Here is a 26,444-nt window from a genome sequence, read left to right as displayed (position 1 = left end):
GCCATACCGTCCCTTTTTGAACCAGAAACACAAATATTTTATAAAGTTGATGTATTTGCATTTGCCTTGAAAATTTCTGATCTGAACTGAACACAGCTAAAAAATCAGAATGATATAGCTCTTTGGGGGACTTTTGATTCTACTTCGCTTCATACCAGGTCTTGCCAGCACTTTCGTCCGCTTTCAAGGGTACAACAAGTTCAATGGCAGATTCCATGATGTCTTTGACCAGCGTTTTGATAGCGGTCAGTTCGTTTTCAGGTACTTCCAGCACAATTTCGTCATGAACTTGCAGCAACATCCTAGTTTTAAAATTCCCATCTGTCAGAGCTTGATCCAGCCGAATCATAGCAATTTTGAGAATATCAGCTGCACTGCCCTGAATAGGCGAATTGATTGCTGTTCGTTCTGCAAATCCTCGGACATTGAAATTACGAGAATTAATATCTGGAATCTCCCGACGACGGTGGAAGAGAGTTTCTACATAGCCTTTATCTCGAGCCTCTCGTACCACATTTTCCATATAATTCTTAATTCCAGGATAGCGTTCAAAATAAGTATCAATATAAGATTTAGCTTCTTTACGGCTAATCCCCAGATTGTTGGCAAGTCCAAAATCAGAAATCCCATAAACAACACCAAAGTTGACAGCTTTAGCATTACGACGATCATTTGGTGTCACATCCTCTGGCTTTTCAATACCAAAAACCCGCATAGCTGTCGAAGTGTGAATATCAGCTCCATGTCTGAATGCTTCAATTAAATGTTCATCACCCGAAATATGCGCCAAAACGCGCAGCTCAATTTGTGAGTAGTCGGAACTGAGCAAGACACTATCCTTCCACTCCGGCACAAAAGCTTTCCGAATTAAGCGTCCTTGCTCCAAACGAATTGGAATATTTTGCAGATTGGGATCCACACTAGATAGTCTTCCTGTCTGGGTCAAATCTTGAAGATAGCGAGTATGAATCTTTCCGTCTGCTAAAATCCAATCCTGTAGCCCCATAACATAGGTTGATTGAATTTTAGCAATTTGCCGATAGTCCAAAATATTCTCCACAATCGGTGCAATCGGTGCCAAACGTTCCAATACATCTACTGCCGTAGAGTAGCCCGTTTTGGTTTTCTTAGTGAAAGATGTTGGCAGACCCAGTTTTTCAAAGAGAATACCTCCCAACTGTTTAGGTGAATTGATATTAAACTCTTCCCCTGCTAAGTCATAAATTTCCTGAGTTAGTCGAGCTAAAACTTCCTCATTTTCAGTCTGCATCGTTTGCAATGTTTCGCGCTCTACCTTGATACCAGCAATTTCCATCTTAGCAAGGACAAAAGCTAGCGGTTGCTCCATTTCGTACAGGAGATTAAATTGATCGTGCTGACGTAGCAAGTTCGTCATAGGCTTTTCCGTTTCAACGAGAACTGTGACTTTTTTGGCTAGATGGCTCAATAAAATAGCTTTTTCAGGCAATGCCCGCTTAGCTCCTTTTCCATAAACCACTTCATCTTCAACGAGTCTAGTCTTGCCATAAAGATTAGCAATCGTTGCAATTTCATTGTTATCAACGGTCGAAAGAAGGTACTTAGCTAAACGACTATCAAACGCTGGTTGCGAAAGCTCAATGCCTAAGCGACTGAGTAAGACTTTAGAGCGTTTAAAGTCATAAACCTTCAAGGCTGTATTTTCCAGAAATTCTTTGAAAACCGGCTGCTGCAAAAGACTGATGTCCTGACTGGCATAAATCTGCTGTGAATTTCCCCAAGCAAAGCCAACCATCTCGTCTATGTGGTAATTGTCCCCCAACATTTCAAAGTAGAAAAAACCGTCTGCACTGAGCATTTCTGGACAAACTTCCGTCACTTCTTCAAAAGTAATGTCAGTCGTTTCCTCTGGATCTATCTCTGCTTCTAGCGCTTGCTTAAATTGTTTAAAGCCCATTTCATCATAGAATCTACCTAGTTGTTTAATATCTGATCCTTGATAGAGAATATCTTCTAAACCGATTTCAATCGGAGCTTGAGTGTCAATAGTGACAAGCTTTCTAGACAAGAAAGCTATTTCCTTATCCTTAATGAGATTTTCCTTCATCTTAGACTGCTTCATTTGGTCAATGTTGTCATAAATGCCTTCCAGAGAGCCGTATTCCAAGAGAAGCTTGAGTCCCGTTTTCTCGCCGATTTTCGTCACACCAGGGATATTGTCCGAAGAATCACCCATAAGAGCTTTGAGATCAATGAACTGGGTTGGCGTAATTCCCATTTTTTCCATGAGGTAGGCTGGCGTAAATTCCTCGAACTCAGCCACACCCTTTTTGGAAATTTCCACAATTGTATTGTCATCGGTCAGCTGGATTAGATCCTTATCTCCGCTTACGATTGTCACATCGTAGGGAACAGCTGTGTTTTCAGCCATTTTATCCAAAGTTCCGATAATGTCATCCGCCTCATACTGATCCAAATCATAATAGCGAATACCCAACTTATCTAGCATTTCGCGAATAAAAGGCAGCTGTTCACGAAATTCCTCTGGCGTTTTAGCCCGACCGCCCTTGTAATCAGCATACATCTCTGTCCGAAAGGTGGTCTTCCCCGCATCAAATGCCACCAAGATATGAGTCGGCTGTACACGTTCTATCAAGTGATTCAACATAAGATGAAAGCCGTAAATGGCATTAGTGTGAAGCCCAGACGGACTCTTAAAACGGTCAATTTGATTATACAGTGCAAAAAAAGCACGAAAAGCAACGGACGAGCCGTCAATCAATAGTAATTTATTCTTATTTTCCATAGACTTATTATACCATGAAACCAAAGAAATTTTCTGATTAAGAATAATAGCAATATCTAAAAAGCCTAAGAGAATCTTCTTAAGCCTTTATACTATTTTGATACAATAACTTCTCCAAATGCTTGATAGCATCTGCAAAGCTGTCGACAACATAGGAAGCAGCTGCCTGGACAGGGGCAGGGGCATGTGTCATACAATAGGAAATATCGGATTTTTCAAACATCGAGATGTCATTCCCAGAGTCGCCAAATGCCACAACTAGTTGATAATGCTTTTTCAAAAGCTGTAAACCACTACCTTTTGAAACATCTTTCGCAGTCACTTCTATGCGAGTGCTCCCTGATTGATAGACTTCTAAGTGGGGAAAATGTTTTTTTAATTCTTTTACATAGACAGACGTTTTCGCTGCTTCTGGACGAATGTTAAACTTGTAAATCTGACGTTGCCGAACCAGATCATAAGGATTTTCCAAACAAAGAATGGGCATATTCCACAAACGCCGATTGTCCTCATGGTCAAAGTTGCCAATTCTCTCTTCGCCATCAAGTGCATCAAAAACGAGTTTTTCTTTTTTGAGGTAGTCTAACAAGGCCTGTACATCTATTGATGCCAACTTTTGAGAAAATAATATATTCCCATTTTCAGCAATCATGGCGCCATTAAAGCCGATTGCATAGCTTAAATGAAGCTGATTACGTTGCGTAATGTAGTTGATTTCCTTGACAGAACGACCCGTAGCAATAGCGAAGTCACTGTAACGTGTCAACTTTTGATAAGCTTGCCAGTCTACTGAATTAACATCAACAGAATTTTTCACAAAAGTTCCGTCTAAATCTGTTACACATAAAATCTTATGTGCCATGGCTATTCCTCTAAACCTAGAATGTCTTGGATTTCCATTTTGAGAACATTGGCATAAGCGCCATAGATAGATTGCATTTGCATGCCATTTTCAGCAAAACCAAGCGCTTCATATTGGTTGACAATCGTATCCTTATCCACTAATGATTTGTCCTTGACATCAATCCGCAAACGAGTGATACAAGCATTGACATCAACAATATTTTCCGGACCACCGTGGGCTGCAATCAAACCGAGAGCCTGTTGGTGCGTTTTTTCTTGCTTGCTAAGTTCTTTCCCTTCAGATTTTTCTGGAGTAGGTGCTGTATCCTGTGGAGCTGCTTGACCGACATTTTGAATCTTCAAGCCATATTTACCACGCGCTTCTTGCTTACTTGCCAACTTGACTTCATCCGTATCTTCTCGACCTGGAGTCTTAAAGTTGAATTTCAAAATCATAAATTTAAAGACATAGTAATAAAGGAAGAAATAAGGGATACCTACTAAGAAAACGAGCCACCAGTGCGTTTTAGGTCCTTGCAACACACCATAGATTACAAGGTTAATGAAACCATGTCCAGTAGGAGTTGCTACACCAGCACCCAGCATGTGCATAACAAACAAAGCAGAACCTGCCAAAACAGCGTGCACAGCGTAAAGCATTGGTGCCACAAAAAGGAAAGTAAATTCGATTGGCTCTGTAATACCAGTCAAGAATGAAGTTCCGGCTGCTGCAAAGAGAAGGGAACCTGCTACTTTACGTTTTTCTGGAGAAGCAGTCTTGTACATAGCATAAGCAGCCCCAGAAAGACCGAACATGAAGTAAACAAATTTACCACCATTGAAACGCGTAATAGATGGGTCAATAGACTTGATCGAAGAATCCGCTAAAGAAGCAAGGTAGGCATTGACCGTACCGACGACATGGTTCCCACCAATTGTCCATGAGCCACCAAGCTCTGTCGTACGGACCGGCCAGTTGAGACCATGGTGCAAACCAAACGGCAAGAGAGCCCGCTCAATCAATCCATATAAGAAAGTACCAATCGGACCTGACTTCAAAACGAGGATAGACACTGCGCTAATGCCTGCTTGAATAGTCGGCCAAATAAAGAAGATTGCAACGGCTACAAAGGACATCGCCACCATAGTTACAATTGGTACGAAACGAGGTCCACTGAAGAAACCAATCATAGTTGGCAATTCTTGTTTCACAGCCCACTTGTGAATGAAGTAGACAGAAACCCCAACGATAATCCCTCCAAACACACTGAGGTCCATGGTTTGAATCCCTAGAACCTTTGTCTGCATGGCATTTGATAGGGCAAGTTTGGCTGCACCGCTTGATAAGTTAGCAGTATTGACTAGCCTTCCACTGATTTTCAACAAGAAATTCAAAACATTGTGCAAAACAAGAAAACCTAACAAACCAGATAAAGCTGCCGACCCTTTTTCCCGTTTTGCAAGACCAACTGAAACTCCGACTGCAAAAATAACAGGCAAGTTGCTAAAAGCTGTACCACCAAGCGCAATGAAAAATTTCATGACAAATTGAAAAACTGCATTGTTCAAAAATGGGAACATCTTGAGTGTGTTTTCATTGGTAAAAGCTGTACCAATACCTTGAATAATCCCTGCACCGGGCAGTACCGAAACAGGGAGTAAGAATGAGCGTCCAAATTGCTCAAAGGCAGAGATAAATTTATTCTTCTCTTTCATTTTTTTGCTCCTTGTATTTTTCTGTTTTCATTTTAACAAAAATAAACGTGAAAACGTTTTTTTAGAAAGAAGTTTCTATCTTGCATAATTTTGACTATTTCGGTAAAATTTTACTAAGTAGAAAACGTTTTTCTAAAAACAAGGTTTTAGAAAAGAGGCTTTATGTTTCTAAAAAATTTAAAACAACACTATGATCGATTGTCTGTAAATGAGCAGGAAGTCATTGACTACCTCATGCGTCAGAAAGAAGTAGAGACAATCACATTAAAGACCATTGCAAACGAACTTTTTATTTCCTCTTCCACTGTCATTCGTGCTTGTAAAAAATTAGGCTATCAAACTTATAATGAATTACGCTATGATTTACGCTTATCAAAAGAACTAAAAAAAGAGCAAGCCAAGTCTGAACGAACTTCTTTTGAGCAATTAAAAGAACAGGTACAAGTCGAATTTGAACACACCGTATCCATCTTGTCTGAACAAGATTTTCAGATTTTTGCGGCTAAAATTCTTTCAGCTAGAAGGATCTTCTGCATCGGAGTAGGATCTAGTTACATGCCTATGAGCGATTTTAACCGAAAACTCAAACTTATCAATATTTGGTCCAATGATTACTTTGAGCAATACAGCATTGACCGGATTAAAGACATTGCTACACCAAAAGATGTGATTATCGTCTTTTCACTCGGTGGCAGCAATAAAGACGTCAACCACAGTATCTTACAGGCAAAAGAACAAGGGGCAACTGTTCTTACAATCACCACTTTAGGAAACCATCTTCTCGCTAAAATCAGCGATCACATGATTTTTGTCTATGATGCACCAAAAAAACGCGAAAAATTGCGTTCGCGTTTAATGTTCAATTTAGTTGGAAATCTTCTCTTTGAAGTCATTCTAGCTGAGCAACAAACAAACTAATAAAAACAAAGAGTGAGATAAACCGGAAATGTTCATTTTTCTAGTCTATCTCACTTTCATTTTATAAATCTAATACAAGCGAAAAACTACTACCTTGTCCATACTCACTTTGCACGAAAATATCACCACCCAATTGGCGTGCCAATTCACGCGCGATATAGAGCCCTAGACCGTGCCCGCCTGTTTTCATATTGCGCGAGCTTTCCACTCGATAAAGGCGCCTGAAAATCTTGTCTAAATCTTCTGGTTTGATGCCCTGTCCTTCATCCGTAACACTGACAGTCAAACGCTGACTTTCGACAACTGCATCAATACTTAACTTTGTTCCTGCCTCTGAATACTTAAAGGCATTGCTGACAAGATTGAGAATAATTCGTGATAACTTGTCATAGTTGCTAATGATCTTTGCCGATGCTGGCTGCACAGAAATTTGAATATCTCTCTCCTCTTTATCAATGGCCAGCTGAAATTCTGACATAATATCAATCAGTAGCTTATCCAGAAAAATCTCTTCTTTTTCAAGCGGCGCATTTGGCTGATTCATTGTATTCAGGGTAATGAAACTCAATTCTTCCACTAGTTTATTCAAGCGATCAGTCTGGCGACTGATGGTTTTTAGATAATGTCGCTGCTCATCTGCCGCAATCACACCGTCTAGCATTCCTTCCACGCTTGCCTGAATGGAAGTTAAAGGAGTCTTGATATCATGCGATAGTTGTGCAATCATCAAACCCTTTTCCTTCTCACTTTCTTCCAACGAAGTAAAGGTACTTTGCAAGTTTCTTGACATATTATTAAAGGCATCTGCCAGCTCTTTAAATTCAGTTGGATTTTTTATATCATTTACTGTTGCAAACTTCTTGTCAGAAATTCCTTTTATGAGCTGTTTTAATTTATCCAAAGAGAGAAAGACACGGCTCAACAGCAAAAGGCTAACCAATGCCCCTGTAATACTAGCTAGAATGCTAATACCAATAATAAAATAAATATCACTTTTTGAAATCAGCATGGTGTTGACAGACCAGATGATTGCAACAACCGTGATCGTTGTGGAAATGAGGTATCCCACAATAATAAAGTGTTTTAATTTCATTTTAAACCTCTATCTTATACCCTAAGCCCCAGACGGTCTTAATCGTGGGCGTTTTTTCAGTACTGAACTTAGCTAAATCCTGCCGCAGAGCATGAATGTGTACGTTTAGCGTATTGGTGTCATCCACAAAATCTTCTCGCCAAACTTTTTCGTATAATTCTGTCTTTGAAAATACACGCTGAGGATTACTAGCAAGAATCCATAGTAGTTCAAACGATTTAAGGGTCATTATCAATGGTTGTCCGTGAACTGTCACTTTGCGTGTTTCATAATTTATCTCTAAATCTCCTAGTTGGAGTTTTTCATCTGCTCCCGCACTACGGTGAATGCGACGTAGGATATTATTGACTCGTAAAACCAATTCCCGCGGACTAAAAGGCTTTGTAATAAAATCATCCGCACCCATACTGAGAGAATAAATCTTATCTGGCTCAGATGTTTTAGCCGTGATAAAAAGGAAAGGCTGGTCTGGAGCAAGATATTGTACTTCCCCAATCAGATCATAGCCATCCATATTAGGCATCATAATATCTGTAATTATCAAATCAATTGAATATTTCTGAAACAACTCTAAAGCTTCTTGTCCATCATGCGCCACATTGACTTCATAACCTGCCTGTGTTAAATAACGCTTGTTAATCTCGGTAATCTCTACTTCATCATCTACTAACAAAATTCTCTTTGTCATATCCTTACCTCTACTGTGAAAAATAGTGTTATACCATGAAAAAGTATAACACTATTCCTATACTTGATTCAAGCATTATCGCTCACAAAGTGCGAGGCTTATTTCTTTTCTCTGCGTTTCATTCCGACAAGTGCTAGAATAGCTGCTGAGCTTAATCCAAGAAGCCCTAGAACTGTCAAACCAAGAGAAGATTTTTGACCTGTATTAGGAAGCGATTTTTTACTTGCTCTAGCTTGTCCACCTTTTGAAGATGTCGCAGAAGGTGTTCCGCCTTTATTTGAATGCTCGTTTCCATCATGTTCTGCTTTTTTGCCCTGGTCTTGTGTTTGACTATTTTGACCTGGTTGTGATTTTTCTGGCTTAGCTTCTGCTTTCTTTTCACCTTTTAGGTTAATTGTGACAGATTTGGTTGCAATGACATTGCTTAAGTCAGCTTTGCCATCTTTTGCACCATAGACTGTAACAGTTGCTTTATACGAATGTGTTCCATTGGCTTTTAACTGTTCTAACAGAGCTTTGTCTTGTTTACCTGCAGCATTACCGTCCAATGAAACTTGGTAGAAATATTGGCCTTTGCCTAAGCCCGCCAGTGGCAATAGACCTGGATGCTTAGCTGTGCCATTATCTGACCATGGTGCTCCGTTTGATGATTTGAGCAGAAGACGAGTCAACATGCCATCACCACCAAAGAGTTCATACGGAATCACTTGATTGACACCGGCTGTAAATGGTCCAGGAAAGACTGCATTTTTCAAGTAGCTTGCTGGAACATCAATCTTATCTTTGATATTTTCTAAAACAGATTTCTTGATTTGATCTGCTGTTGTTGTGCCATTTAAGTTCAATTTTACTTGACGAGTCGCAATTACATTGTTCAAATCAGCCTTGCCATCTTTTGCACCGTAAACTTTAACAGTTGCAGTATAAGTATGAGTTCCGTTGGCTTTTAGTTGATCTAAAAGTGCTTTGCCTTGTTTGCCTGCAGCATTACCGTCCAATGAAACTTGGTAGAAATATTGGCCTTTGCCTAAGCCTGCTAGTGGCAACAAGCCTGGATGATTCGCTGTGCCATTATCTGACCATGGTGCTCCGTTTGATGATTTGAGCAGAAGACGAGTCAACATGCCATCTCCACCAAAGAGTTCATACGGAATCACTTCATTCACACCAGCTGTAAATGGTCCAGGATGGTTCGCATTCTGTAAGAAGGACGCTGGAACATCTGTACTTTCTTTAATGTTTTCTAAGACGGATTTCTTAATTTGGTCCGCTGTTGTTGTGCCATTTAAGTTCAATTTTACTTGACGAGTCGCAATCACATTGTTCAAATCAGCCTTGCCATCTTTGGTTGCACCGTAAACCTTAACAGTCGCAGTGTAAGTATGAGTGCCGTTGGCCTTCAGTTGGTCTAAAAGCGCCCTACCTTGTTTGCCTGCTGCATTACCGTCCAATGAAACTTGGTAGAAATATTTGCCCTTTGGAATGCCTGCAAACGGAAGCAAGCCTGCATGATTTGCTGTGCCATTATCTGACCATGGCGCTCCATTTGATGATTTGAGTAGAAGACGCGTTAGCATCCCATCTCCACCAAAAAGTTCATACGGAATCACTTCATTCACACCAGCTGTAAATGGACCAGGATGGTTCGCATTTTGTAAGAAGGACGCTGGGACATCCGTACTTTCTTTAATATTTTCTGAAATAGATTTCTTCGCTTGCTCTAATGAAGGATCTGCTTTAGATTTCAAACTATTAAGGTTAATCGTCACTTGACGAGTCGCAATCACATTGCTCAAGTCAACTTTACCATCTTTTGAACCATAAACTGTTACGGTAGCGGTGTAACTTTGTGTACCGTTCGCTTTCAATTGATCCAACAATTCTTTATTTTGCTTGCCTGCTGCATTTCCTCCAAGTGATACCTGATAAAAATACTTACCCTTCGGAATGTTAGCAAAAGGAGGCAAGCCTGCATGATTTGCTGTGCCATTATCTGACCATGGTGCTCCATTTGAGGATTTGAGTAGAAGACGTGTTAACATCCCATCTCCACCAAAAAGTTCATACGGAATTACTTGGTTCACACCTGCTGTAAAAGGTCCTGGATAAGTAGCATTATCAAGGTAAGAGGCAGGAACATTGATATTACTTTTAATATTATCTAAAACTGATTTTTTCGCTTGATCCAATGAAGAATCCTTCTCTTCTTTTGAAGTAGCTTCTTTTACTACTTTTTCAGTTGCTTTTTGAATTTCCTTAGCAGCCTCTGCAATCGTTTTGCCAACCTTGTTTTCTTTTGTAACTTCTTGCTTTTCTTGAACTTTCTTATCTGGTGCTTGATTTGTTTTTCCAGCTAATTCTTGTGAAGGCTTCGTTGTATCTGGCGTTGCTTTTTCAGTTTGCTTTGTATTAGCATCCACTATCGGCTTTTGCAAATCTGTCGAACTATTTGAAGGGGTTGTTGTCACCACCTTGTTTTGCGAACCAACTTGTGCATTTACAGGATTACTAATGAGAATAAAGAATCCGCTTGTCACAACAACCGAAGCTACACCCACACTCAGGCGGCGAATAGACCATTTGGTATATCTTTCATGATTTGGACGATGATTTTTGGCAACCATATTATTACTCCTTTAATTTATTTTTAATGGTTGACTAAAGTATACCAAGCCCCTATTAACCATCCGTAAGGAAAAGTTAAAATTTTTCTTAAATAGGAGTTATTATTTCATTATGTTAAAAAAATGATGAACTATCAACAACATTTCTTTTTTGATACAATATTATTTATGAAAAACACATATTACTTAATCCGCCATGCACATTCTATTTATAGGAATCGTCCTTTATCACAAAAAGGACAAGCTTCTCTTTCGCAATTAAACATGTTAGAAAGCAAACCTATTTCTGCTATTTATTCCAGCCCCTACAAGCGGGCAATTGAAACCGTTGAGCCTTTGGCTCAAACATTGGGACTTTCTATTCAGCTGGACAAACGCCTGATTGAACGAAAATTAAGCAGTCAAAGTATTTCCGACCAAGCATTTGAAGCTACTCTGAAACAGCTTTGGAAAAATCCTGCTATTTCTCTACCGGGCGGTGAATCCAATCTCACAGCTCAAAAACGAGCCCTATCTTTTCTACAAGACTTAGAAAAACTGCATCAAAACGAACACATTATCATTAGCTCACACGGAAATATGGTTTGTATCCTACTTAACTATTTTGATGATACCATCAATTATAACTTTTGGAAACAACTGCCTATGCCGGCTGTTTTAGTATTGAAGGATGATAAAATTTACTTGCAATGAAATTTAAGCCTATTTTATTTTCTATAAATAATTACATGTTTTTACTAGTGAAATTCTTAAATCAGATAAAAAGGATTTAAGAATTTTTATTTTACAAATATATTCTTTCACCACTGCTTTCTGGTATATTTTTTTCAAATTAATAAAAGTATTGACAAAAGTTTAAAATAAGATTACAATATAATTGTTCAAAAAATGAACAAAGGAGTGCGCCATGAATGACTTGTTTACTGTTTTATACGAACTCAATCAAAATAGATACTTGTCTCAACGAGAAATATCAGATAAAACTAATATTTCTCTGGGAAAAATTAACAATATCCTTAAATTATTAGAAGAAGAAAACTACCTGTTAATCGAAAAGAGAAAAAAGAATATTTATCATTTGACTGAAGCTGGCTTACAGCTATTGGAACGTTTCTTAAGAGAAGAACAGCAAAAAAAAATTTCATTGAGCAATGATAAAAAAGTTATCACGAATGCTGTCATCCTATTAGCTGGACAAGCACAAGAAATTAATATTCCTGTTGGATTACTACCTCTAGATAATGAAACCATTTTAGATAGAAGTATTCAATTATTGATTTCATCAGGTATTACCAATATCGTATTAGTTGTAGGTTTTGCCAAAGAAATGCTAATTCCGATTGAAAAAAAATATCCTCAGATACACATAGTTGTTAATCAACAATTTAAAACGACCGGAACAATGGCCTCTTTAGCAAAAGCAAAATCCTTTATAAATGATGATTTTTTACTGATTGAGGGAGATCTAGTATTTGAAGAACGTGGCTTGACACGACTTCTTCATTCTAACGATACTAGCAGTATTTTAATTACTAGTGTCCGAGAAAATTATGATGAAGCTATGGTTGAAATTCAAGGAGAACAAATTTCCAAGATAAGCAAAGATATCCATCAATTTAATCATATTGATGGAGAGATGATTGGAATGTCTAAATTCTCTTTTCCTTTTTTTGAAAAAATGTTAACTATTTTTTCAAAAAATGAAAATCCTCTTGTTAATTATGAGTATATCATGATGGATGTTGCTAGAGATTATCGTTTAGGATATGTCCGCGTAGATGATTTTATCTGGGGAGAAATTGATGATCAATCACAGATAAAATCTGTCACACAAATCATTTACCCACGCATTCTTCAAAAAGAAAAACGATTAGAAATTGACACTGTTCGCACGTTCATAAAAGATAAACTAGATGTTACAGATAAAGATATTGATTTATTAGAAAGTGCCGGTGGCATGACCAATAAAAATTATAAGGTCATTCTAAATGGACAATCCTTTATCGTCCGAATTGCTGGAAATGGGACTGATCGCTTTATTGATCGTACAGCTGAAAAAGAAAACAGCATCATTGCTCAAATTTTGGGACTTGATGTCGAGACAACTTATTTTGATGCTGAAACAGGAACTAAAATTAGTCAATTTATCACAGGTGCAGAAACACTGAATCCAGTAACAGCGGCTTATCCTAAAAATATGGAATTAACAACTAATTTACTGAGAAAACTACATCATTCTGGTTTAGAGTTCAGTAATGAATTTAATGTATTTAGAGAAATTGAAAAATATGAGCATTTAGCAGATGAAATGGCTGCCACTTATTATGAAGGATACCAGGTCTTACGACCTCTCGTTTTATCCTTGGAAAAAGATTTATTAAAAATGGGAATTGAAAAAAAACCATGCCATATTGATACTGTACCAGAAAATTTTGTTAAAGATAATCAAGGAAAAACTTTTTTAATTGACTGGGAATACTCTGGAATGAATGACCCTGTATGGGACTTAGCGAACCATAGTATTGAATGTAATTTTACAAATGCTCAGGAGCAACAGTTACTAGAAACTTACTATCAAACCAAAGAACTTCCTCCACTGATTGAATTAAAAGTTCTTGCTTATAAAATTTGTTCTGATTTTGTCTGGTCAGCTTGGACAATTTTTAAAGAAAGTAGAGGTGATAACTTTGGTAGTTATGGAAAAGACCGTCTGGAGCGCGCTTGGAAAAATATGACCTTGTATCAAGAAAAAAGAGAGGATTATCATGAACTCTTATCGTAAAGGAATTTTCAGTGGTTTATTATCGGGACTACTATGGGGAGCAGATACAGCCTTTAATGGATGGGTGTTACTCGCCGTTCCATTTTCATTGGTTGACAAACGTTTAGTGGCTGCATCGTTACTTCTAGCTTTTTTCCATGATCTATTTTCTGCTTTATATTTAACACTTTTGCAGGGTATAAAAGGTGAACTACGAACGACTATTTCAAAATTCAAACTCAAAAGTGCTTTATTTGTAATGTTTGCTGCTTTATTTGGCGGTCCTATTGGCATGCGTGCTTATTTATATGCCATTGATACAATTGGAGCTGGATATACTGCAAGTATCTCCGCTCTATATCCAGTTGTAGCTGCCGTTTTAGGAGCTCTATTTTTAAAGGATTATCTAACAAAAAAAGGGTGGATAGGACTGCTTCTATCTGTACTAGCTATCAGTATATTAGGATATTCTCAGCTTAACTCTTTAAATGAACAAGCAGTTTGGGGTTTCATCGCGGCCTGTATTTGTGCTGGCGGTTGGGCATCAGAAAGCGTTATTTGCGCCTATGGTATGAAAGATGATATTACTCCAAAAGAAGCACTTTTCATACGGCAATGGGTATCCAGTATCGTTTACTTTTTCTTTATCATTTTTGAAGGACATGCTTTGTTTAATTTTTACAGCGTATTAAGTCGTCCTATTACTTTTGCTATCATCGCTTTAGCGCTTATCGGTACTACATCCTACCTTTTCTACTATCAAGCTATTGATACAATCGGACCCGTCAAAGCAACAGGAATGAATGTCACCTACTCCATCTGGGCTATTATTTTTAGTATCTTACTAATTGGTGGACATTTTGACATAAAGTTGATTTTATGTAGTATCATGATTATCATCGGTACTCTTTTCATCTCAAAAGAGTGAACCATAACATTGTATAAATCAGAAAGTAGGTTATTATGAGAGCTATTATTTTAGCTGCTGGCATGGGAACTCGTCTCCGACCAATTACTCTAACGACTCCCAAATCTTTAATCAAGATAGGAAACGAAACCTTGATTGAACGACAAATCCATTTCTTACGAGAAAAAGGCATAGATGAAATTATTATTGTTACAGGTCACTTAGCCGAAAAATTTGAATTTTTAAAAGATAAATATCAAGTAACTTTAGTACATAATGACAAATATGCTATTTATAACAATTTTTATACAATGTATTTAGTCAAACAGTATCTATCAAATACTTATGTTATTGATGCCGATAATTATTTAGTTGATAATTTTTTGTCAAACAATCTAGAAACTTCTACTTATTTTTCTGCTTATAAAACAAATTTTAAGCAAGAATGGGTTCTTCACACCAATAGTGATTCTTTTGTGACAGATATCACTATTGAAGATGGAGAAGGACCTATTATGTGCGGAGTTTCCTATTGGAATTCTACAGATGGTGCTTTATTACAAGAAGCAATTGAAAAAAAATTTGAGTTAGGAAATTATGCAGATATTTATTGGGATAATATCGTTCTAGATCAGCTCCCTAACTTAAACGTTAAAATCCAATCTATTTCCCATAACAGTATTTTTGAAATTGATAGTCTAGAAGACTTGCAACATCTACATAATGTATTAGGATACTCCCAATATCAAAGTGATAAATAACGAATTCTTACAGAAAAAGAAGCAGAAAACTGTGTGCTGACTCCAAAATAATTGTTGAAAGGATTTGGTTTTGTATTGAACAGGACTCAATCCTTTTAATTTTGTTTTGATTCGCTTGTGATTGTAAGAATCAGCCTTAAAATAATAGTCATCATCTAAACGCATCCTCTTTACCAAACAACTATAAATTTGATTAAAAATTCTCTTCTTAGTTAAATATAATTTTTACATATAACTTACAAGAAATACAAAAAACAAATTGAAACACATGATATAATAAATTATATTATAAATTTAAAGGAAATATTACTATGTCTAAAATGAAAAAAGCTACACTTATTATTGGTGGAGTCAGTTTGGCATTTTTAATGTCAGCAACTCCTGCATCAGCAATCACATCTCCAAATACTGCAGAGTTGGTACAACATAAACAGAACAATATAAATAAAGATATCACTATCAAAGTTTGGAAAACAGAAGATGAAGTTAAGTCTGGAAAGCCTTTATTTACTTATAGAACAAAATTCAAAGGAGAATTAGAGCAAAATTATATCTCTGAAATTTTAAAAAATATGAAAGATGATATCCTATCCAAAAAATTGATACGCTCTTATGGATATGATGCAGGAACTAAAGATTTTCACTTTTTTCTTACTGATCTAGGTGGTCTAAATATCGGAGATAGTGAGCGTACCCCTTATAAAATCGAAATAAAAACAAATAAGGACGGTACAAAATATCAAGAAGTGAGTTACACTACCCCTACAACAACTCCTCACTATTATTATACTGATAAAACGGGGAAAGAAGTAAGTGGCAAAACCATAGTCTCTCCAGACGATGCCGCCTATGATACCTATCTTAATAAAAAACCTACTCTATTAATCAAGGATGGTAATCTTATAGAACCCCTTTCTATTTTAAAGGAAAATCAACAAAAAGTTTTCAATATTAAGCATGGGAAAGACTTCTCAGTCTATATAGGTTATGGAAAAGATGTTCAAATTGACTGGGAACAAGTTCGAAAACAGTTACCCACAGGATTGACAGTTACTAAACCTGACAGTGATCAAACAACCAAAATAACCGGCTCTCCTAAAAAAGTGGGAAACTACACTATTCCAATTACACTAAGATTACCGAAAAAAAATAAAGTTACTGAAAATACTACTGTCAAACTCGTTTTCAATATTCAAGGAAAAAAGAATAGTTGGGGACAGGATGCCAAAGGTGATTGGTTCTACTACAAAGCTGATGGCACTCTAGCGAAAAACCAATGGATTAACAATACCTATTGGGTCGGGCAAGATGGAAAAATGGCGAGAAACTCTTGGGTTGACAACGGAAAATACTATGTAGGAGCTGACGGTAAATGGGTTCCTAATTATTCTAAAAAGTCTTAATTGAATCATAAATTCGCTTTAAATCATAACCCCCAAATCGTTAGCTTTAGGCTCTTTATCAACTGTGGTGGGTGAGGAAAAGCTAACATCGAGAAAGGACCATATTGGTCTTTTCTTTTTTAATGTTTAGCATGATGAAAACAGGCTTCTTAAAGTTTAAAAAATTTCTAAAGCCGAACCCCTAACACTTGATATCTTTAATAAGCTTGTTTGTAACTTCAAGTTTGGAGTTCAAATAATCTGATTCTAGTGCGTTTGTGATGTATTGTTTATGCTTAAGAAAGGTTTTAAAAACAATCTGAAAATAAGAATTGATGACAGATAAGTTGTTATGGATTAGCTCAAAAAACTCAGCCACCCTCTTCTCTTGAAAGTGAAAAAGCAAAAGTTGATAGAGATTATAGTAATTGGTGATCTCGTTTGAGAATCCTAGTGTTTTCTTAATAAATTCGTATGGCGACAAGGTTTGACGAGAAGTCCCTGAATAGAAGGTATTGTGTGATAGTTTTCGACTGTCCTTTTGAAAGAGTCGCTAGTAATTCTTTAGGGATCGATAAGACAATGATTTTTTGTCATACTGATTCATGATGGCAATGCATGTCTTCAAGAATGTCCGACCTAGATGCTGGATAATCCAGTTTTTCTTGAATCTCAATGTGAGTATTTTTTTCAAAAACGAATGAAATAGTCATATTAGAGTCTTTAATTCCGATTAATTCTGTGGTATTCTTAATAAGTTTCACGAGCAGCTTTCTAGCGTATTGTGTGGTGCTTTCATTATAATTCTTATGAGACTTTTTATGTGCACTCAAAAAGCTCTATAATCTCTACAGTGGATCTAACCACTATAGAAATTATAGAGCCTAAATATACTTCTTAGTATCACTAAATTTACTTGTTTGACTTACTATTATCACCTGATAACAATCACATGTGGAAGATAAGAATCAAAAAATTAAAACGCACATTCATTGGTAAACGAAAATGCTCTTCTTACCAAGGTGAGATTGGAAAGAAAGCTGATAATCCAATTGAAAGCTTCAAGCTCCTACGAGCAATATTATACAGATGTCACTGAGTTCTCCACTTCAGCAAGTCATCAAAAGTTATATTTCTCACCAATCTTGGATAGCTTTAACAGTGAAATTCTTGCCTATCATCTGTATACCTCAGAGTAACCAAAATTGGCAATCCCACAGACAGTTTTATCATAATGTTCTTAGGTAAAAGGGCATTCATTTATCCATGATTTGAAAGGAGGATAGTTCCTCAGTCGTTTTTAATTTTAATATATAAATGTGAATAAGTAAAAATTAACTATCACATCTTCTTTAAATTCCACTGTAAATTATAAGAATGATGAGAGACTTGTTTTTCTTTAGGAGGCAATATCATATAATTTCCATATTCTGATTTTAAGATATTATCATAATCTTGAGGAACTTGAAATAGTTCACCATTAAATTCAAGAAAGTGACCTACACCAAATTTATCATATCGAAAAATACATTTTTTAGCATCAGAAGTTCCAGTTTCATAAGTAGCAATATAAAGACTTTTGTCAAAATCATATTGACTATTATGCTCTGTCAATTTTTGAATATAATGCCTACTCCCCCTCATTTTAAAAGGAAGATTTTTCAACCATCTTAACAATCCCTTTAGTTTAGACATCGAAGAGGGGGCTAATTTCAAGCGAGATTTTTTCCAATATCTATAAAGCTTAAAGGCTTCATCATAATGTTGCACTGCAATATGATAATCATCTCCAGCACCATCCATCAAAAAGATATCAACATAAACACCTAACGGAACTGGTTCAATAATATCATAATCTTGAACGAGAAGTGTCCGTGTATCAACAATCTTAGGAAGTGGCACTTGAAACCGTTTATCTGTATCAGCAGATATGAGTTTATAATAGGGGTGTTGTTGTTCATTTAAAATTGCTAATAATTTTTTATAATCTTTCCTAGGCATCATAATATCAATGTCATCATCCCAAGGAATAAATCCCTTGTGTCGTACTGCACCAATTAATGTACCATACGCTAGATAATAACGAATTTGATTCTCATCACACACTTTTTTAATAAACTGTAAGATACCAAATTCTAATTCTTGAACCTTAGTTAATGTAAATTGTTCCTGCATTTGTCTTCCTACTTTTATTTTAATGTAATTTTCTTAAAGTTCTCTTTTGAAAAAATCGTGCAAGAGCCAGCATTAAGCTACTTGACTTTAAATACTTTTTCATAAACAATAATCTACTATGATATAAAATCTCAAGTTGCTTACTTTTTTGACTAATCGATTTATTGATACTAACAGAATGCTCATGCCTATAGTAATCATCCAGAATTAACAATGATTTGTACCCTTTTTCTTTAAATTTAAATCCAAGAGTAGTTTCTTCTCCAAACAAAAACATTTCCTCATCATAACCATCTACTTCTAGAAATTTATCTGTATCATAAAGTAACAAAGCACCTGGAACACAATCAACATACTGCTCAGATTTACTAAAATCCAATACATCATTTGTTGGAAAAAAACGAGCAAGCTTACCTGAATTTAAAATGGCATATTCAAATGAAGTTGGAACTTTCCAAGACAAATCGTGAATTGGCTGATTGTTAATATCGTGTTGAATGGCAGAAATCAAAGCTAACTGAGGTTGTTGCTCCATCGTCCGAACAAATCTTTGAATAAGATCATTAGAAAATACAACATCTGGATTAGATAAAAGAACATATTTAGAATTAAAATGTTCTTTGATATATCTCGTTCCAAAATTATTTCCATAACCATAGCCACCATTTTTATCAGTTTTTATGACTGTAACTTTTTCAGAAACTAAAGACTGTAAATCCGCATAAGAATCGTCTGTCGAGCAATTATCCACTACAACAATATGATTAAATACAGGATAATTTTCGATCTCTGTTACTAATTTTTTCACAATCTTTGCATCATTGTAATTTAAAATCATACATGAACAAGTGTCTATCATCTATTCTCACCTTCTTATAACCATCGCTTTTAAACGCTCTAATGTTTCATTTGCCAACTTTTCTTTGAATAAAAGAAGTGACACTCCATACACTCCCACAAACACGCTGCCATACACTACACACGCAAAGAAAGCTGCCTTGACTAAAATATTATACTTTACCACTAACACTACTCCTGACGTGATAAAGGTAGATAATATTGCAATGAGTAATTCTCTCTTCTCAAAAGTTCGACTGACAATCTCTTTTAATGCTTTTAAATGAACAGATAAAACAGCCAATTCTGCTAATGTCGAGGCAATGGCCGCACCAACTCCTCCCCAAGCAGGAATCATTAAAGAATTTAATCCTAAATTAACAATAACCCCCGCAAGCGCACCAATAACAGTGTATTTCTCTTTCCCAAGAGGGATCAATAATTGCCACGCCGTTACACTGCTTAGTCCTATAAAAATTAATGATGGCATTAAAAACTGTAACATTGGTATCGCAGGAAAATAATCTTTTCCTGCTAACACTAAAATGATTTCTTTCGACAGAATGATAACTAAAAAACACATTGGTATTGCAGAAATGATAATAAATTCAAAAGATTTTCTAATCATATTCTCAAAATGCTCACGTCCCTCATTCTTCAAAGCATATGAAATTTTAGGCAACATGACAGCACCTAAGGCAGTAATTAAACTGACTAAAATATTCTGTATTTTAATAGCTGCCGCATAATAACCAACACTTTCATTCGCCTTAATGAAGCCTAGCATAACCTGATCAAGGCTAGTAAAAATAACAGTCGTCGCATTGTATAAAAAGAGTGTTACAATCGGCGCTAAATGAATGAATAACTCATACTTTTGATTTCTTTTAAAGCCCAAATCAACATACTTTGATAATTTCAATGCATTTAGAATATTTGAACCAACTGAAGCAAAAACATTTATTCCTGCATATAAAATATAATCAGATGGCTTATGAACAAACACAAACATTAAAATAATCGAAATGATTTTAAATGAAATATTTCTGATTGTAATGTACTGATACTGCTCAATTGCTTGATAAAACCATTCCACCCCTAGCATATTAAACAGAATTGTTAACGATGTAATAGAAAACAACAATGTTTCACTTGAGAAACGTGGAATAGTTATCACTAAAGCAATAAACACTAAATAAGACAACAAAGTACAGATTGAATTGATAATCAATAATTCTGTGACCACCTTTGACAATCTTGCTCTATCATCCCTAACCTCAGCACATTTGCGAATACCATAAGACGGAATTCCCATTGAAGCAACTAATGAAAAATATCCTACGACTGAACTTGCAAAAGCAATTTTCCCATTTGCAGCACTAAGCAATACTCTAGAAACATACGGAAACGTAATTAAAGGAAAAATGACTCCCGACATTTTGAGAATGATATTCATTAAGAAATTATGTCTTACCGACTTTACTTTAAACTTCTCCCCCATAAGGTCCTTTCATTCCAACTTTGTGTTTTTTATTAGAAAATATACCTGAAACTCTAGCATCTAAAAAACTATAAATCGCTAAATAAACCGGTACATCAAAAATTCTTTGCTTATCAAAAATATTCAACAACAAACATGAGCCAATTAAGTAGATTGTTAAACCAAGAGAATATAACAGATAGTCTTTATTTTCTTGTTTGAAACACTTTATTGTAACTTGAACAGCCTTTATAAATAGAAAAATATGTGTCACTATAGTAAATAGCCCAATCTGCACAAAGGTTCCTAGCATACCTAAGTCATCAAGATAATAAATACTCCACTGATTTCTAGCCATCAAAGTGTTTACCGCATAGTTTCCTTTAAGTAAAAATCCTAAACCAAAATAGGCATTTTTTTGAGCCATAACGGATAAATAATGATCCGCTCCTTGAAATCTAACCGCTGTTGATGCTCCATATTGACCACTAGTTGAGATTTTATCTACAAAGGCTTCTAATAATTGAGAATTAAATATCAACATTCCAAACAGGCATATAAACAAGAGTGTTTTTAACAAAAAACTGCCTTTTGTCTTAGTTTTATAAAAACTGTATATCGCACCGACTGTTAAAACAGAAATAAAAGTCTGAAAGCGAACACGCGTAACAACTAGTAGAAATAAAATCATGAAAGCTAAGAGGCATTTATAAATCAATCCCTTCATTCTGTTATTTAAAGATTGAACTGCAACAAAGACTAGAGTTATCCCATAAAGCATACCGGATTCTATTCTCTGAAAACCATCTCTAATCCATTCGTCATACTGGAATAACAGTCTTGAAAAATAAATCTGTCCTCTAAAGTTATACATCACCCAACTAAACATTCTTATGAACAACATAAACAAAACGATCTTTGAAACAAGTGATAAGAATCCCTTTATTGAATTATCAGTATGGAAAATAAATATAATTGGAAAAGCTGCTATAGGCAACAAGTACTCTAGTAAAATACCTTTAACCAGTTGATCCCACGAATAACCATAAGTCATGCGGGAAAAGTACACCATAATAACAATTACTAAAATATAGAGGAAAAAATATTGATTTAAAAACTTGAATTCTCTTTTCAATTCAGTATTTTTATCCGATAGTATAGGAATGCAAAGTAAAATCGAAACTAGTATGATAATGATTCTTTGAGCAGAGCTCCCAATTATCTCAATAGGAAAAAGCAGAGGGACTCCTACCATAAAGGCTACAAAGATTACAACAATTGCCTTATATAAAGATGATAGTTTGACCATTGATAAATCCCTACCCCTCTATAATATCTTGAACAATTTTATCCAGATTATCTTTCTCAAAGAACTTCAAGCAATTTTTACTCATTTCATCATGGTGTTCGTCAATATACTCAACACATTCTAAAACAGATTCCGGCGTCATATCTTTTGTACACCTACCAATATTGTATTGTTCAAATGGGCGCAGTAACCCCAACACATTTGTCCCAACCATCGGAACTCCAAATGCACTATATTCATAAATTTTATTTGGTGCACAATAGAGTGCGTTTATGATTGGATGTAAATTCGAGTGCGTTGGAACATATGGTGTTAAACCAATATGAGCATACTGGATAAACTCTAAATGAGACGGAGCAGTATGATAACCTAAATAAACAATGTTAGGATTTTCATCCAACAACTTATTTAAATAAGTTTTACCAGAGAGACTTTTACCAATTACATATAAGACATAATCCTTACGATTTCGGATTGCTGCTGCAAATTCTCCTATATTTCTCTCAGGGGTGATGACTCCTGAATAGAGAAGAATTTTCCTTGTTTCAGTCTTGATTTTATCCAGCGCTACTTGAGTTGTTTCAGATATTTCTCCACGATTTATCGAATAAGGTTTATTCGGTAAAACAGTTGGAACCTCTTTTAAATCCCACCAAGCCTGTTGGATGTAAGCTCTATCTAAATCTGGTACAATGACTTTATATGCTTTTCTTCCAAATTCATCAATTGGAAAATCGAGAGCTTTGATATTTGTAAAATGTGGAAATCTCTGAATTAGTTCCATCAATTGCATCACATGCTTATACTCAAACAATTGTTCTCCTAATACTTTAATAGCAACATCAGTAGTTGTCCAAAGAATATCTGACGTTTTCATTGATGCTGCAACAGTTTCTCTAATCGTTTTTCGGTTTAAAAAAACTCGAACAATTCTTGATTTCAATCCAGGCCCAAGATCATAAGGAACGCAAATATAGTTGAAATCACTATTATTCTGCATGATTACCGGTATTCTGTGTGCCTCAGTCGAACTAATCAAATCAACTTTTACATGGTGATGCAAAAGATTCTCAATAAGACTAATGACTGGCGGATACCCCAAAAAATCTCCTATATGTACGACTGTAATTTTATTATATTTTCCCATTAAACAACCTATTCTATGTCAATGACGTCAATTTATAAATAATCTTCCAAAATTTTAACAATTTTTGCACTAGCGAAACCATCACCATAAGGATTGCTAGCTTTGCTCATCTGATTGTAAAGTTCTTGATTTGTCAATAGTTTAGTGAACTCGTTATAAATTGTTTCTTCTTCTGTCCCAACAAGTTTCAGAGTCCCTGCCTCCACACCTTCGGGACGCTCTGTCGTATCACGCATAACAAGAACTGGTTTACCGAGAGAAGGTGCTTCTTCTTGAACCCCACCAGAATCTGTTAAAATCATATAAGACTGCTTCATAAAATTATGAAAATCAATAACTTCTAAAGGTTCAATTAGTTTAATACGTTTCTCATTACCAAAAACCTTGCGAGCAATTTCGCGAACCTTAGGATTTTTATGGATTGGATAAAGAACTTTCACATCTGTATGTTCTGCTAAAACACGCTTAACGGCCTTAAACATATTTTCCATAGGTTGGCCCAAGTTTTCACGTCTATGAGCAGTTAAAAGAATCAATTTGCTATCATTTACCCAATCCAAAATTGGATTCGTATAAGATTCAGTAATGGTTGTACGTAAGGCATCAATAGCCGTATTGCCAGTAACAAAAATTGTTGATTCTTTCTTACCTTCTTGTAACAGATTTTTCTTAGCTTGATCTGTTGGAGCGAAATTAAAATCTGAAACGATAGAAACAGCCTGTCTATTAAATTCTTCTGGAAACGGACTTTGAAGATTATAAGTTCGCAAACCAGCTTCCACATGCCCAACTTTAATATTTGAATAGAAGGCAGCTAATGAAGTAGCAAATGTTGTTGTCGTATCACCATGAACTAAAACAATATCCGGCTTTTCAATTTCTAAAACAGGTTTAATTTTTTCTAAGATAGCCACTGTTATACTAAAAAGTGTTTGCCTCTCTTTCATGATGTCCAAATCATAATCAGGAACTATATCAAAAACATCCAACACTTGTTGTAACATTTCCCTGTGTTGTCCAGTCACACAAACAAGCGTTTCAATCTTATTACTTTTCTTTAGTTCTTTAACCAACGGACACATTTTGATAGCTTCAGGGCGTGTCCCAAATACCAACATTACTTTTTTCATAGATTAATCCTTTCCTTAAAAGCCATTTCCTTTGATATGAACAATCTTGTAAGTAAAAGTAATTCTACTTTTCAAACATGGATTTATTTGGATATTTTTCTTCGAAAACTTTAATTAGCTCTTCCTTTGTTTTTTTGAAATCTGCGATTAGAGCTCCATCATTTATACAAATCACTTTATGGCTTCTATTCTTTATATCTTTTAAAATTTCTCTATTATCATCTGCCAGATTATAATATGCACCAAAATTTGTTGGCCTTGGAGTAAATTGACCCGTACATAATTGCCAATAACGAACCAGCCAGTGATTAATCTCATCTTCTTTTCTAAATCGATGATTATATGTTTTTAAAAAAGTATCCGATTCTGTGACAGCGACTTTTTTAAATATTGACTTTTTAAAAGATATAGGTATATGTTGATCATAAAAACCCAATATAGGTTTCCATGGTAATATACATATATTTTTTAACAAGTGTTTCCTATAAAACAATCGGAAATATTTCTTATAATATTTTTTCAGAACTGTTCGTGAATCAAAATATTTATTTATAATCAATAAATTATTTAATACAATCGGAGCAATCGTATTAGGATATGGTACAATTGGACTAAAAATGCCACTATCTTTAGGCTGTCCGTTAACAAAAAAATCAGAAGGCAGGACATTTGAATTTAAAAACATATCATCATTGAAACTAACAAAATGCTCAGATAATTCTTCTAGATTATGAACATTCAATTCTATTACATTAGAATTAAATGTAGGTAAATTTTTTGAATTAATATAATCACTATGTTTGACATGGACTAATTTTTTACAATCTAGATTAATCCATTTTGGAACATGACTTTCTGTAATAAAATAGACTTTATTTACCCATGGAGCATGCTTTTCAACAGCACGAAACCAATATTTCATTAGCTCCCAATCACGGTAACGCGCGTCAGAGTTCATATCAGCATTCATTCCACATTGCTCAGCATAGTAGTCCTTAACTTTTCTCCAGTTAGAATCATTATTGTCAACCCAAGTAACAACAAAATCTATGTTTTCCATTGTTCTCTCCATTTATAACTACCGTTTCCGAATAATTTTAGCAGGAACACCAGCAATCACGACATTATTCGGAAACTTTTTAGTCACAACTGAATTAGCTGCTACTACACAACCATCCCCTACAGCTGAACCATCTAAAAAAACCGATCCTGCTCCAATCCAGCAATCATTCCCTATTTCTATACCTTGCCAATTTATTCCTTGTTCTCGAATAAAAATATCAGTTCTATCAAAATTATGATTTTCTGCATGAAATCGCACAAAAGGACCCGATATTACATTTTCACCAATACTCAATCCTCCTGCTGCTCCAAAAAGAGTATAATCACCAAAAGAAGAATTTTTCCCTATTTTCATTCCTTTTCCCAAGGTTGATATAGAGCCTGAAGCTCCTATTATAGAGTGATTCCCAATTTTTACATTATCCCCTAATATGACTCCTTTACTTGACAAAGCATCTATTGCTACATAATCACCAATATTGACATTATGACCTAAAATTAATTGCTTTTTACATCGAATTGTTGTCTTTTTCCCAATAAATAATCTTTTATTTATATTAAAGCTTTTAAAGCTTCCACGAATTAATCCTAAAAAATAGTATATACCTCTGTTTATAATGTATAATAATGGAATTGATTGATCAACCTTTACTTCTTTTCCTGTTATAATTTTTATTATTTTATCTACACTCATATATTTTAACCATTTAAAAACCTTATAATTAGTATGATAATACCATCTCCATAAAAATAACTTTTTTTATTTTTTTCTAACAAACACAATCTAGATATCATCGAAACAAACTCTAAAATAGAGAATTTTCAG

The 26,444-nt window shown here is 35.4% G+C and carries 20 protein-coding genes and 3 pseudogenes; 7 read left to right on the top strand and 16 right to left on the bottom strand.

The genetic code is table 11. The annotated features are described in order from the left end of the window. Positions 1-139: 139 nt before the first annotated feature. From polA to HMPREF1514_RS07575, 3 genes are all read right to left on the bottom strand, one after another. Positions 140-2,785: a DNA polymerase I gene (polA, locus tag HMPREF1514_RS07585; protein WP_037598457.1), complete on the bottom strand. Its 2,646-nt coding sequence runs from the start codon at positions 2,783-2,785 to the stop codon at positions 140-142. Positions 2,786-2,864: 79 nt separating this feature from the next. Then, positions 2,865-3,647: a Cof-type HAD-IIB family hydrolase gene (locus HMPREF1514_RS07580; protein WP_037598454.1), complete on the bottom strand. Its 783-nt coding sequence runs from the start codon at positions 3,645-3,647 to the stop codon at positions 2,865-2,867. Positions 3,648-3,649: 2 nt separating this feature from the next. Then, positions 3,650-5,344, bottom strand: coding sequence for a PTS transporter subunit EIIC (locus HMPREF1514_RS07575; RefSeq protein ID WP_003071360.1), 1,695 nt, complete (start codon positions 5,342-5,344; stop codon positions 3,650-3,652). Positions 5,345-5,506: 162 nt separating this feature from the next. Here HMPREF1514_RS07575 and HMPREF1514_RS07570 point away from each other — a divergent pair, with 162 nt between their 5' ends. Further along, positions 5,507-6,262, top strand: coding sequence for a MurR/RpiR family transcriptional regulator (locus HMPREF1514_RS07570; RefSeq protein WP_003034801.1), 756 nt, complete (start codon positions 5,507-5,509; stop codon positions 6,260-6,262). A 61-nt stretch (positions 6,263-6,323) separates the two neighbouring features. Here HMPREF1514_RS07570 and HMPREF1514_RS07565 read toward each other — a convergent pair whose 3' ends face one another. The 3 genes from HMPREF1514_RS07565 to HMPREF1514_RS07555 all read right to left on the bottom strand — a co-directional run bounded on the left by HMPREF1514_RS07565 (position 6,324) and on the right by HMPREF1514_RS07555 (position 10,667). Continuing rightward, positions 6,324-7,355 carry a sensor histidine kinase gene (locus HMPREF1514_RS07565; protein ID WP_003071363.1) on the bottom strand — a complete coding sequence of 344 codons (1,032 nt, stop codon included), beginning with the start codon at positions 7,353-7,355 and terminating at the stop codon, positions 6,324-6,326. Position 7,356: 1 nt separating this feature from the next. Continuing rightward, complete coding sequence (locus HMPREF1514_RS07560; RefSeq protein ID WP_003071364.1) at positions 7,357-8,043, bottom strand: response regulator transcription factor; 687 nt, start codon at positions 8,041-8,043, stop codon at positions 7,357-7,359. A 98-nt stretch (positions 8,044-8,141) separates the two neighbouring features. After that, positions 8,142-10,667 carry a YSIRK signal domain/LPXTG anchor domain surface protein gene (locus tag HMPREF1514_RS07555; RefSeq protein WP_037598450.1) on the bottom strand — a complete coding sequence of 842 codons (2,526 nt, stop codon included), beginning with the start codon at positions 10,665-10,667 and terminating at the stop codon, positions 8,142-8,144. Between the two features lie 168 nt (positions 10,668-10,835). Between HMPREF1514_RS07555 and HMPREF1514_RS07550 the strand changes: the two genes are divergently transcribed. The 4 genes from HMPREF1514_RS07550 to HMPREF1514_RS07535 all read left to right on the top strand — a co-directional run bounded on the left by HMPREF1514_RS07550 (position 10,836) and on the right by HMPREF1514_RS07535 (position 15,096). Then, the gene (locus tag HMPREF1514_RS07550; protein WP_037598504.1) at positions 10,836-11,360 is read left to right on the top strand and encodes a histidine phosphatase family protein; all 525 of its coding nucleotides are present in this window, start codon (positions 10,836-10,838) and stop codon (positions 11,358-11,360) included. Positions 11,361-11,574: 214 nt separating this feature from the next. Next, positions 11,575-13,449, top strand: coding sequence for a winged helix-turn-helix transcriptional regulator (locus HMPREF1514_RS07545; RefSeq protein WP_037598449.1), 1,875 nt, complete (start codon positions 11,575-11,577; stop codon positions 13,447-13,449). Then, the gene (locus HMPREF1514_RS07540; RefSeq protein WP_003071380.1) at positions 13,433-14,356 is read left to right on the top strand and encodes a DMT family transporter; all 924 of its coding nucleotides are present in this window, start codon (positions 13,433-13,435) and stop codon (positions 14,354-14,356) included. The genes HMPREF1514_RS07545 and HMPREF1514_RS07540 overlap by 17 nt, the downstream gene beginning before the upstream one ends. Before the next feature lie 35 nt (positions 14,357-14,391). Continuing rightward, entirely contained in the window at positions 14,392-15,096 is a 705-nt protein-coding gene (locus tag HMPREF1514_RS07535; protein ID WP_003071385.1) for a sugar phosphate nucleotidyltransferase, read from the top strand. A 57-nt stretch (positions 15,097-15,153) separates the two neighbouring features. Here the strand turns inward: HMPREF1514_RS07535 and HMPREF1514_RS09515 are convergent. Continuing rightward, positions 15,154-15,228 (bottom strand): annotated as a pseudogene (locus HMPREF1514_RS09515) (IS3 family transposase); the annotation flags it as partial. Positions 15,229-15,407: 179 nt separating this feature from the next. On the opposite strand from HMPREF1514_RS09515, the gene HMPREF1514_RS07530 reads away from it, so the two are divergent. Next, a complete protein-coding gene (locus tag HMPREF1514_RS07530) occupies positions 15,408-16,499 on the top strand; it encodes a hypothetical protein (protein WP_037598446.1) in 1,092 nt (363 codons plus the stop codon). An 82-nt stretch (positions 16,500-16,581) separates the two neighbouring features. Here the strand turns inward: HMPREF1514_RS07530 and HMPREF1514_RS07525 are convergent. Next, positions 16,582-17,166, bottom strand: a pseudogene (locus HMPREF1514_RS07525) (transposase); the annotation flags it as partial. Positions 17,167-17,475: 309 nt separating this feature from the next. Here HMPREF1514_RS07525 and HMPREF1514_RS09510 point away from each other — a divergent pair. Continuing rightward, positions 17,476-17,671 (top strand): annotated as a pseudogene (locus HMPREF1514_RS09510) (IS3 family transposase); the annotation flags it as partial. A gap of 148 nt (positions 17,672-17,819) precedes the next feature. Here the strand turns inward: HMPREF1514_RS09510 and HMPREF1514_RS07515 are convergent. The 8 genes from HMPREF1514_RS07515 to HMPREF1514_RS07480 form a co-directional block, all read right to left on the bottom strand. Next, entirely contained in the window at positions 17,820-18,653 is an 834-nt protein-coding gene (locus HMPREF1514_RS07515) for a LicD family protein (RefSeq protein ID WP_003071398.1), read from the bottom strand. Between the two features lie 19 nt (positions 18,654-18,672). Further along, positions 18,673-19,512, bottom strand: coding sequence for a glycosyltransferase (locus HMPREF1514_RS07510; protein WP_080749318.1), 840 nt, complete (start codon positions 19,510-19,512; stop codon positions 18,673-18,675). A gap of 6 nt (positions 19,513-19,518) precedes the next feature. Beyond that, on the bottom strand, positions 19,519-20,991 hold the full coding sequence (locus HMPREF1514_RS07505) for a flippase (protein ID WP_003071404.1): 1,473 nt from the start codon (positions 20,989-20,991) through the stop codon (positions 19,519-19,521). After that, positions 20,975-22,279, bottom strand: coding sequence for a hypothetical protein (locus HMPREF1514_RS07500; protein ID WP_037598445.1), 1,305 nt, complete (start codon positions 22,277-22,279; stop codon positions 20,975-20,977). Before HMPREF1514_RS07500 ends, HMPREF1514_RS07505 begins: the two co-directional genes overlap by 17 nt. A gap of 10 nt (positions 22,280-22,289) precedes the next feature. After that, positions 22,290-23,426, bottom strand: a complete 1,137-nt coding sequence (locus HMPREF1514_RS09070; RefSeq protein WP_156921877.1) for a glycosyltransferase — start codon at positions 23,424-23,426, stop codon at positions 22,290-22,292. 32 nt (positions 23,427-23,458) lie between these two features. Next, the gene (gene wecB, locus HMPREF1514_RS07490) at positions 23,459-24,556 is read right to left on the bottom strand and encodes a non-hydrolyzing UDP-N-acetylglucosamine 2-epimerase (protein ID WP_037598444.1); all 1,098 of its coding nucleotides are present in this window, start codon (positions 24,554-24,556) and stop codon (positions 23,459-23,461) included. A 64-nt stretch (positions 24,557-24,620) separates the two neighbouring features. After that, complete coding sequence (locus HMPREF1514_RS07485) at positions 24,621-25,616, bottom strand: Stealth CR1 domain-containing protein (RefSeq protein WP_049492305.1); 996 nt, start codon at positions 25,614-25,616, stop codon at positions 24,621-24,623. Between the two features lie 18 nt (positions 25,617-25,634). Then, entirely contained in the window at positions 25,635-26,312 is a 678-nt protein-coding gene (locus tag HMPREF1514_RS07480) for an acyltransferase (RefSeq protein WP_037598440.1), read from the bottom strand. Positions 26,313-26,444: the final 132 nt, after the last annotated feature.

The sequence above is a fragment of the Streptococcus sp. AS20 genome (assembly GCF_000524255.1).
Classification (GTDB): Bacteria; Bacillota; Bacilli; order Lactobacillales; family Streptococcaceae; genus Streptococcus; species Streptococcus constellatus.
Note: the sequence above shows the minus strand (reverse complement) of the source record. Positions and strands in the feature narration are given on the sequence as shown.

Bases quoted from the DNA above. Each gene is read 5' to 3' on its own strand.
- polA (WP_037598457.1), bottom strand. From the start codon at position 2,785: ATGGAAAATAAGAATAAATTACTATTGATTGACGGCTCGTCCGTTGCT.
- HMPREF1514_RS07580 (WP_037598454.1), bottom strand. From the start codon at position 3,647: ATGGCACATAAGATTTTATGTGTAACAGATTTAGACGGAACTTTTGTG.
- HMPREF1514_RS07575 (WP_003071360.1), bottom strand. From the start codon at position 5,344: ATGAAAGAGAAGAATAAATTTATCTCTGCCTTTGAGCAATTTGGACGC.
- HMPREF1514_RS07570 (WP_003034801.1), top strand. From the start codon at position 5,507: ATGTTTCTAAAAAATTTAAAACAACACTATGATCGATTGTCTGTAAAT.
- HMPREF1514_RS07565 (WP_003071363.1), bottom strand. From the start codon at position 7,355: ATGAAATTAAAACACTTTATTATTGTGGGATACCTCATTTCCACAACG.
- HMPREF1514_RS07560 (WP_003071364.1), bottom strand. From the start codon at position 8,043: ATGACAAAGAGAATTTTGTTAGTAGATGATGAAGTAGAGATTACCGAG.
- HMPREF1514_RS07555 (WP_037598450.1), bottom strand. From the start codon at position 10,667: ATGGTTGCCAAAAATCATCGTCCAAATCATGAAAGATATACCAAATGG.
- HMPREF1514_RS07550 (WP_037598504.1), top strand. From the start codon at position 10,836: ATGAAAAACACATATTACTTAATCCGCCATGCACATTCTATTTATAGG.
- HMPREF1514_RS07545 (WP_037598449.1), top strand. From the start codon at position 11,575: ATGAATGACTTGTTTACTGTTTTATACGAACTCAATCAAAATAGATAC.
- HMPREF1514_RS07540 (WP_003071380.1), top strand. From the start codon at position 13,433: ATGAACTCTTATCGTAAAGGAATTTTCAGTGGTTTATTATCGGGACTA.
- HMPREF1514_RS07535 (WP_003071385.1), top strand. From the start codon at position 14,392: ATGAGAGCTATTATTTTAGCTGCTGGCATGGGAACTCGTCTCCGACCA.
- HMPREF1514_RS07530 (WP_037598446.1), top strand. From the start codon at position 15,408: ATGTCTAAAATGAAAAAAGCTACACTTATTATTGGTGGAGTCAGTTTG.
- HMPREF1514_RS07515 (WP_003071398.1), bottom strand. From the start codon at position 18,653: ATGCAGGAACAATTTACATTAACTAAGGTTCAAGAATTAGAATTTGGT.
- HMPREF1514_RS07510 (WP_080749318.1), bottom strand. From the start codon at position 19,512: ATGATAGACACTTGTTCATGTATGATTTTAAATTACAATGATGCAAAG.
- HMPREF1514_RS07505 (WP_003071404.1), bottom strand. From the start codon at position 20,991: ATGGGGGAGAAGTTTAAAGTAAAGTCGGTAAGACATAATTTCTTAATG.
- HMPREF1514_RS07500 (WP_037598445.1), bottom strand. From the start codon at position 22,279: ATGGTCAAACTATCATCTTTATATAAGGCAATTGTTGTAATCTTTGTA.
- HMPREF1514_RS09070 (WP_156921877.1), bottom strand. From the start codon at position 23,426: ATGGGAAAATATAATAAAATTACAGTCGTACATATAGGAGATTTTTTG.
- wecB (WP_037598444.1), bottom strand. From the start codon at position 24,556: ATGAAAAAAGTAATGTTGGTATTTGGGACACGCCCTGAAGCTATCAAA.
- HMPREF1514_RS07485 (WP_049492305.1), bottom strand. From the start codon at position 25,616: ATGGAAAACATAGATTTTGTTGTTACTTGGGTTGACAATAATGATTCT.
- HMPREF1514_RS07480 (WP_037598440.1), bottom strand. From the start codon at position 26,312: ATGAGTGTAGATAAAATAATAAAAATTATAACAGGAAAAGAAGTAAAG.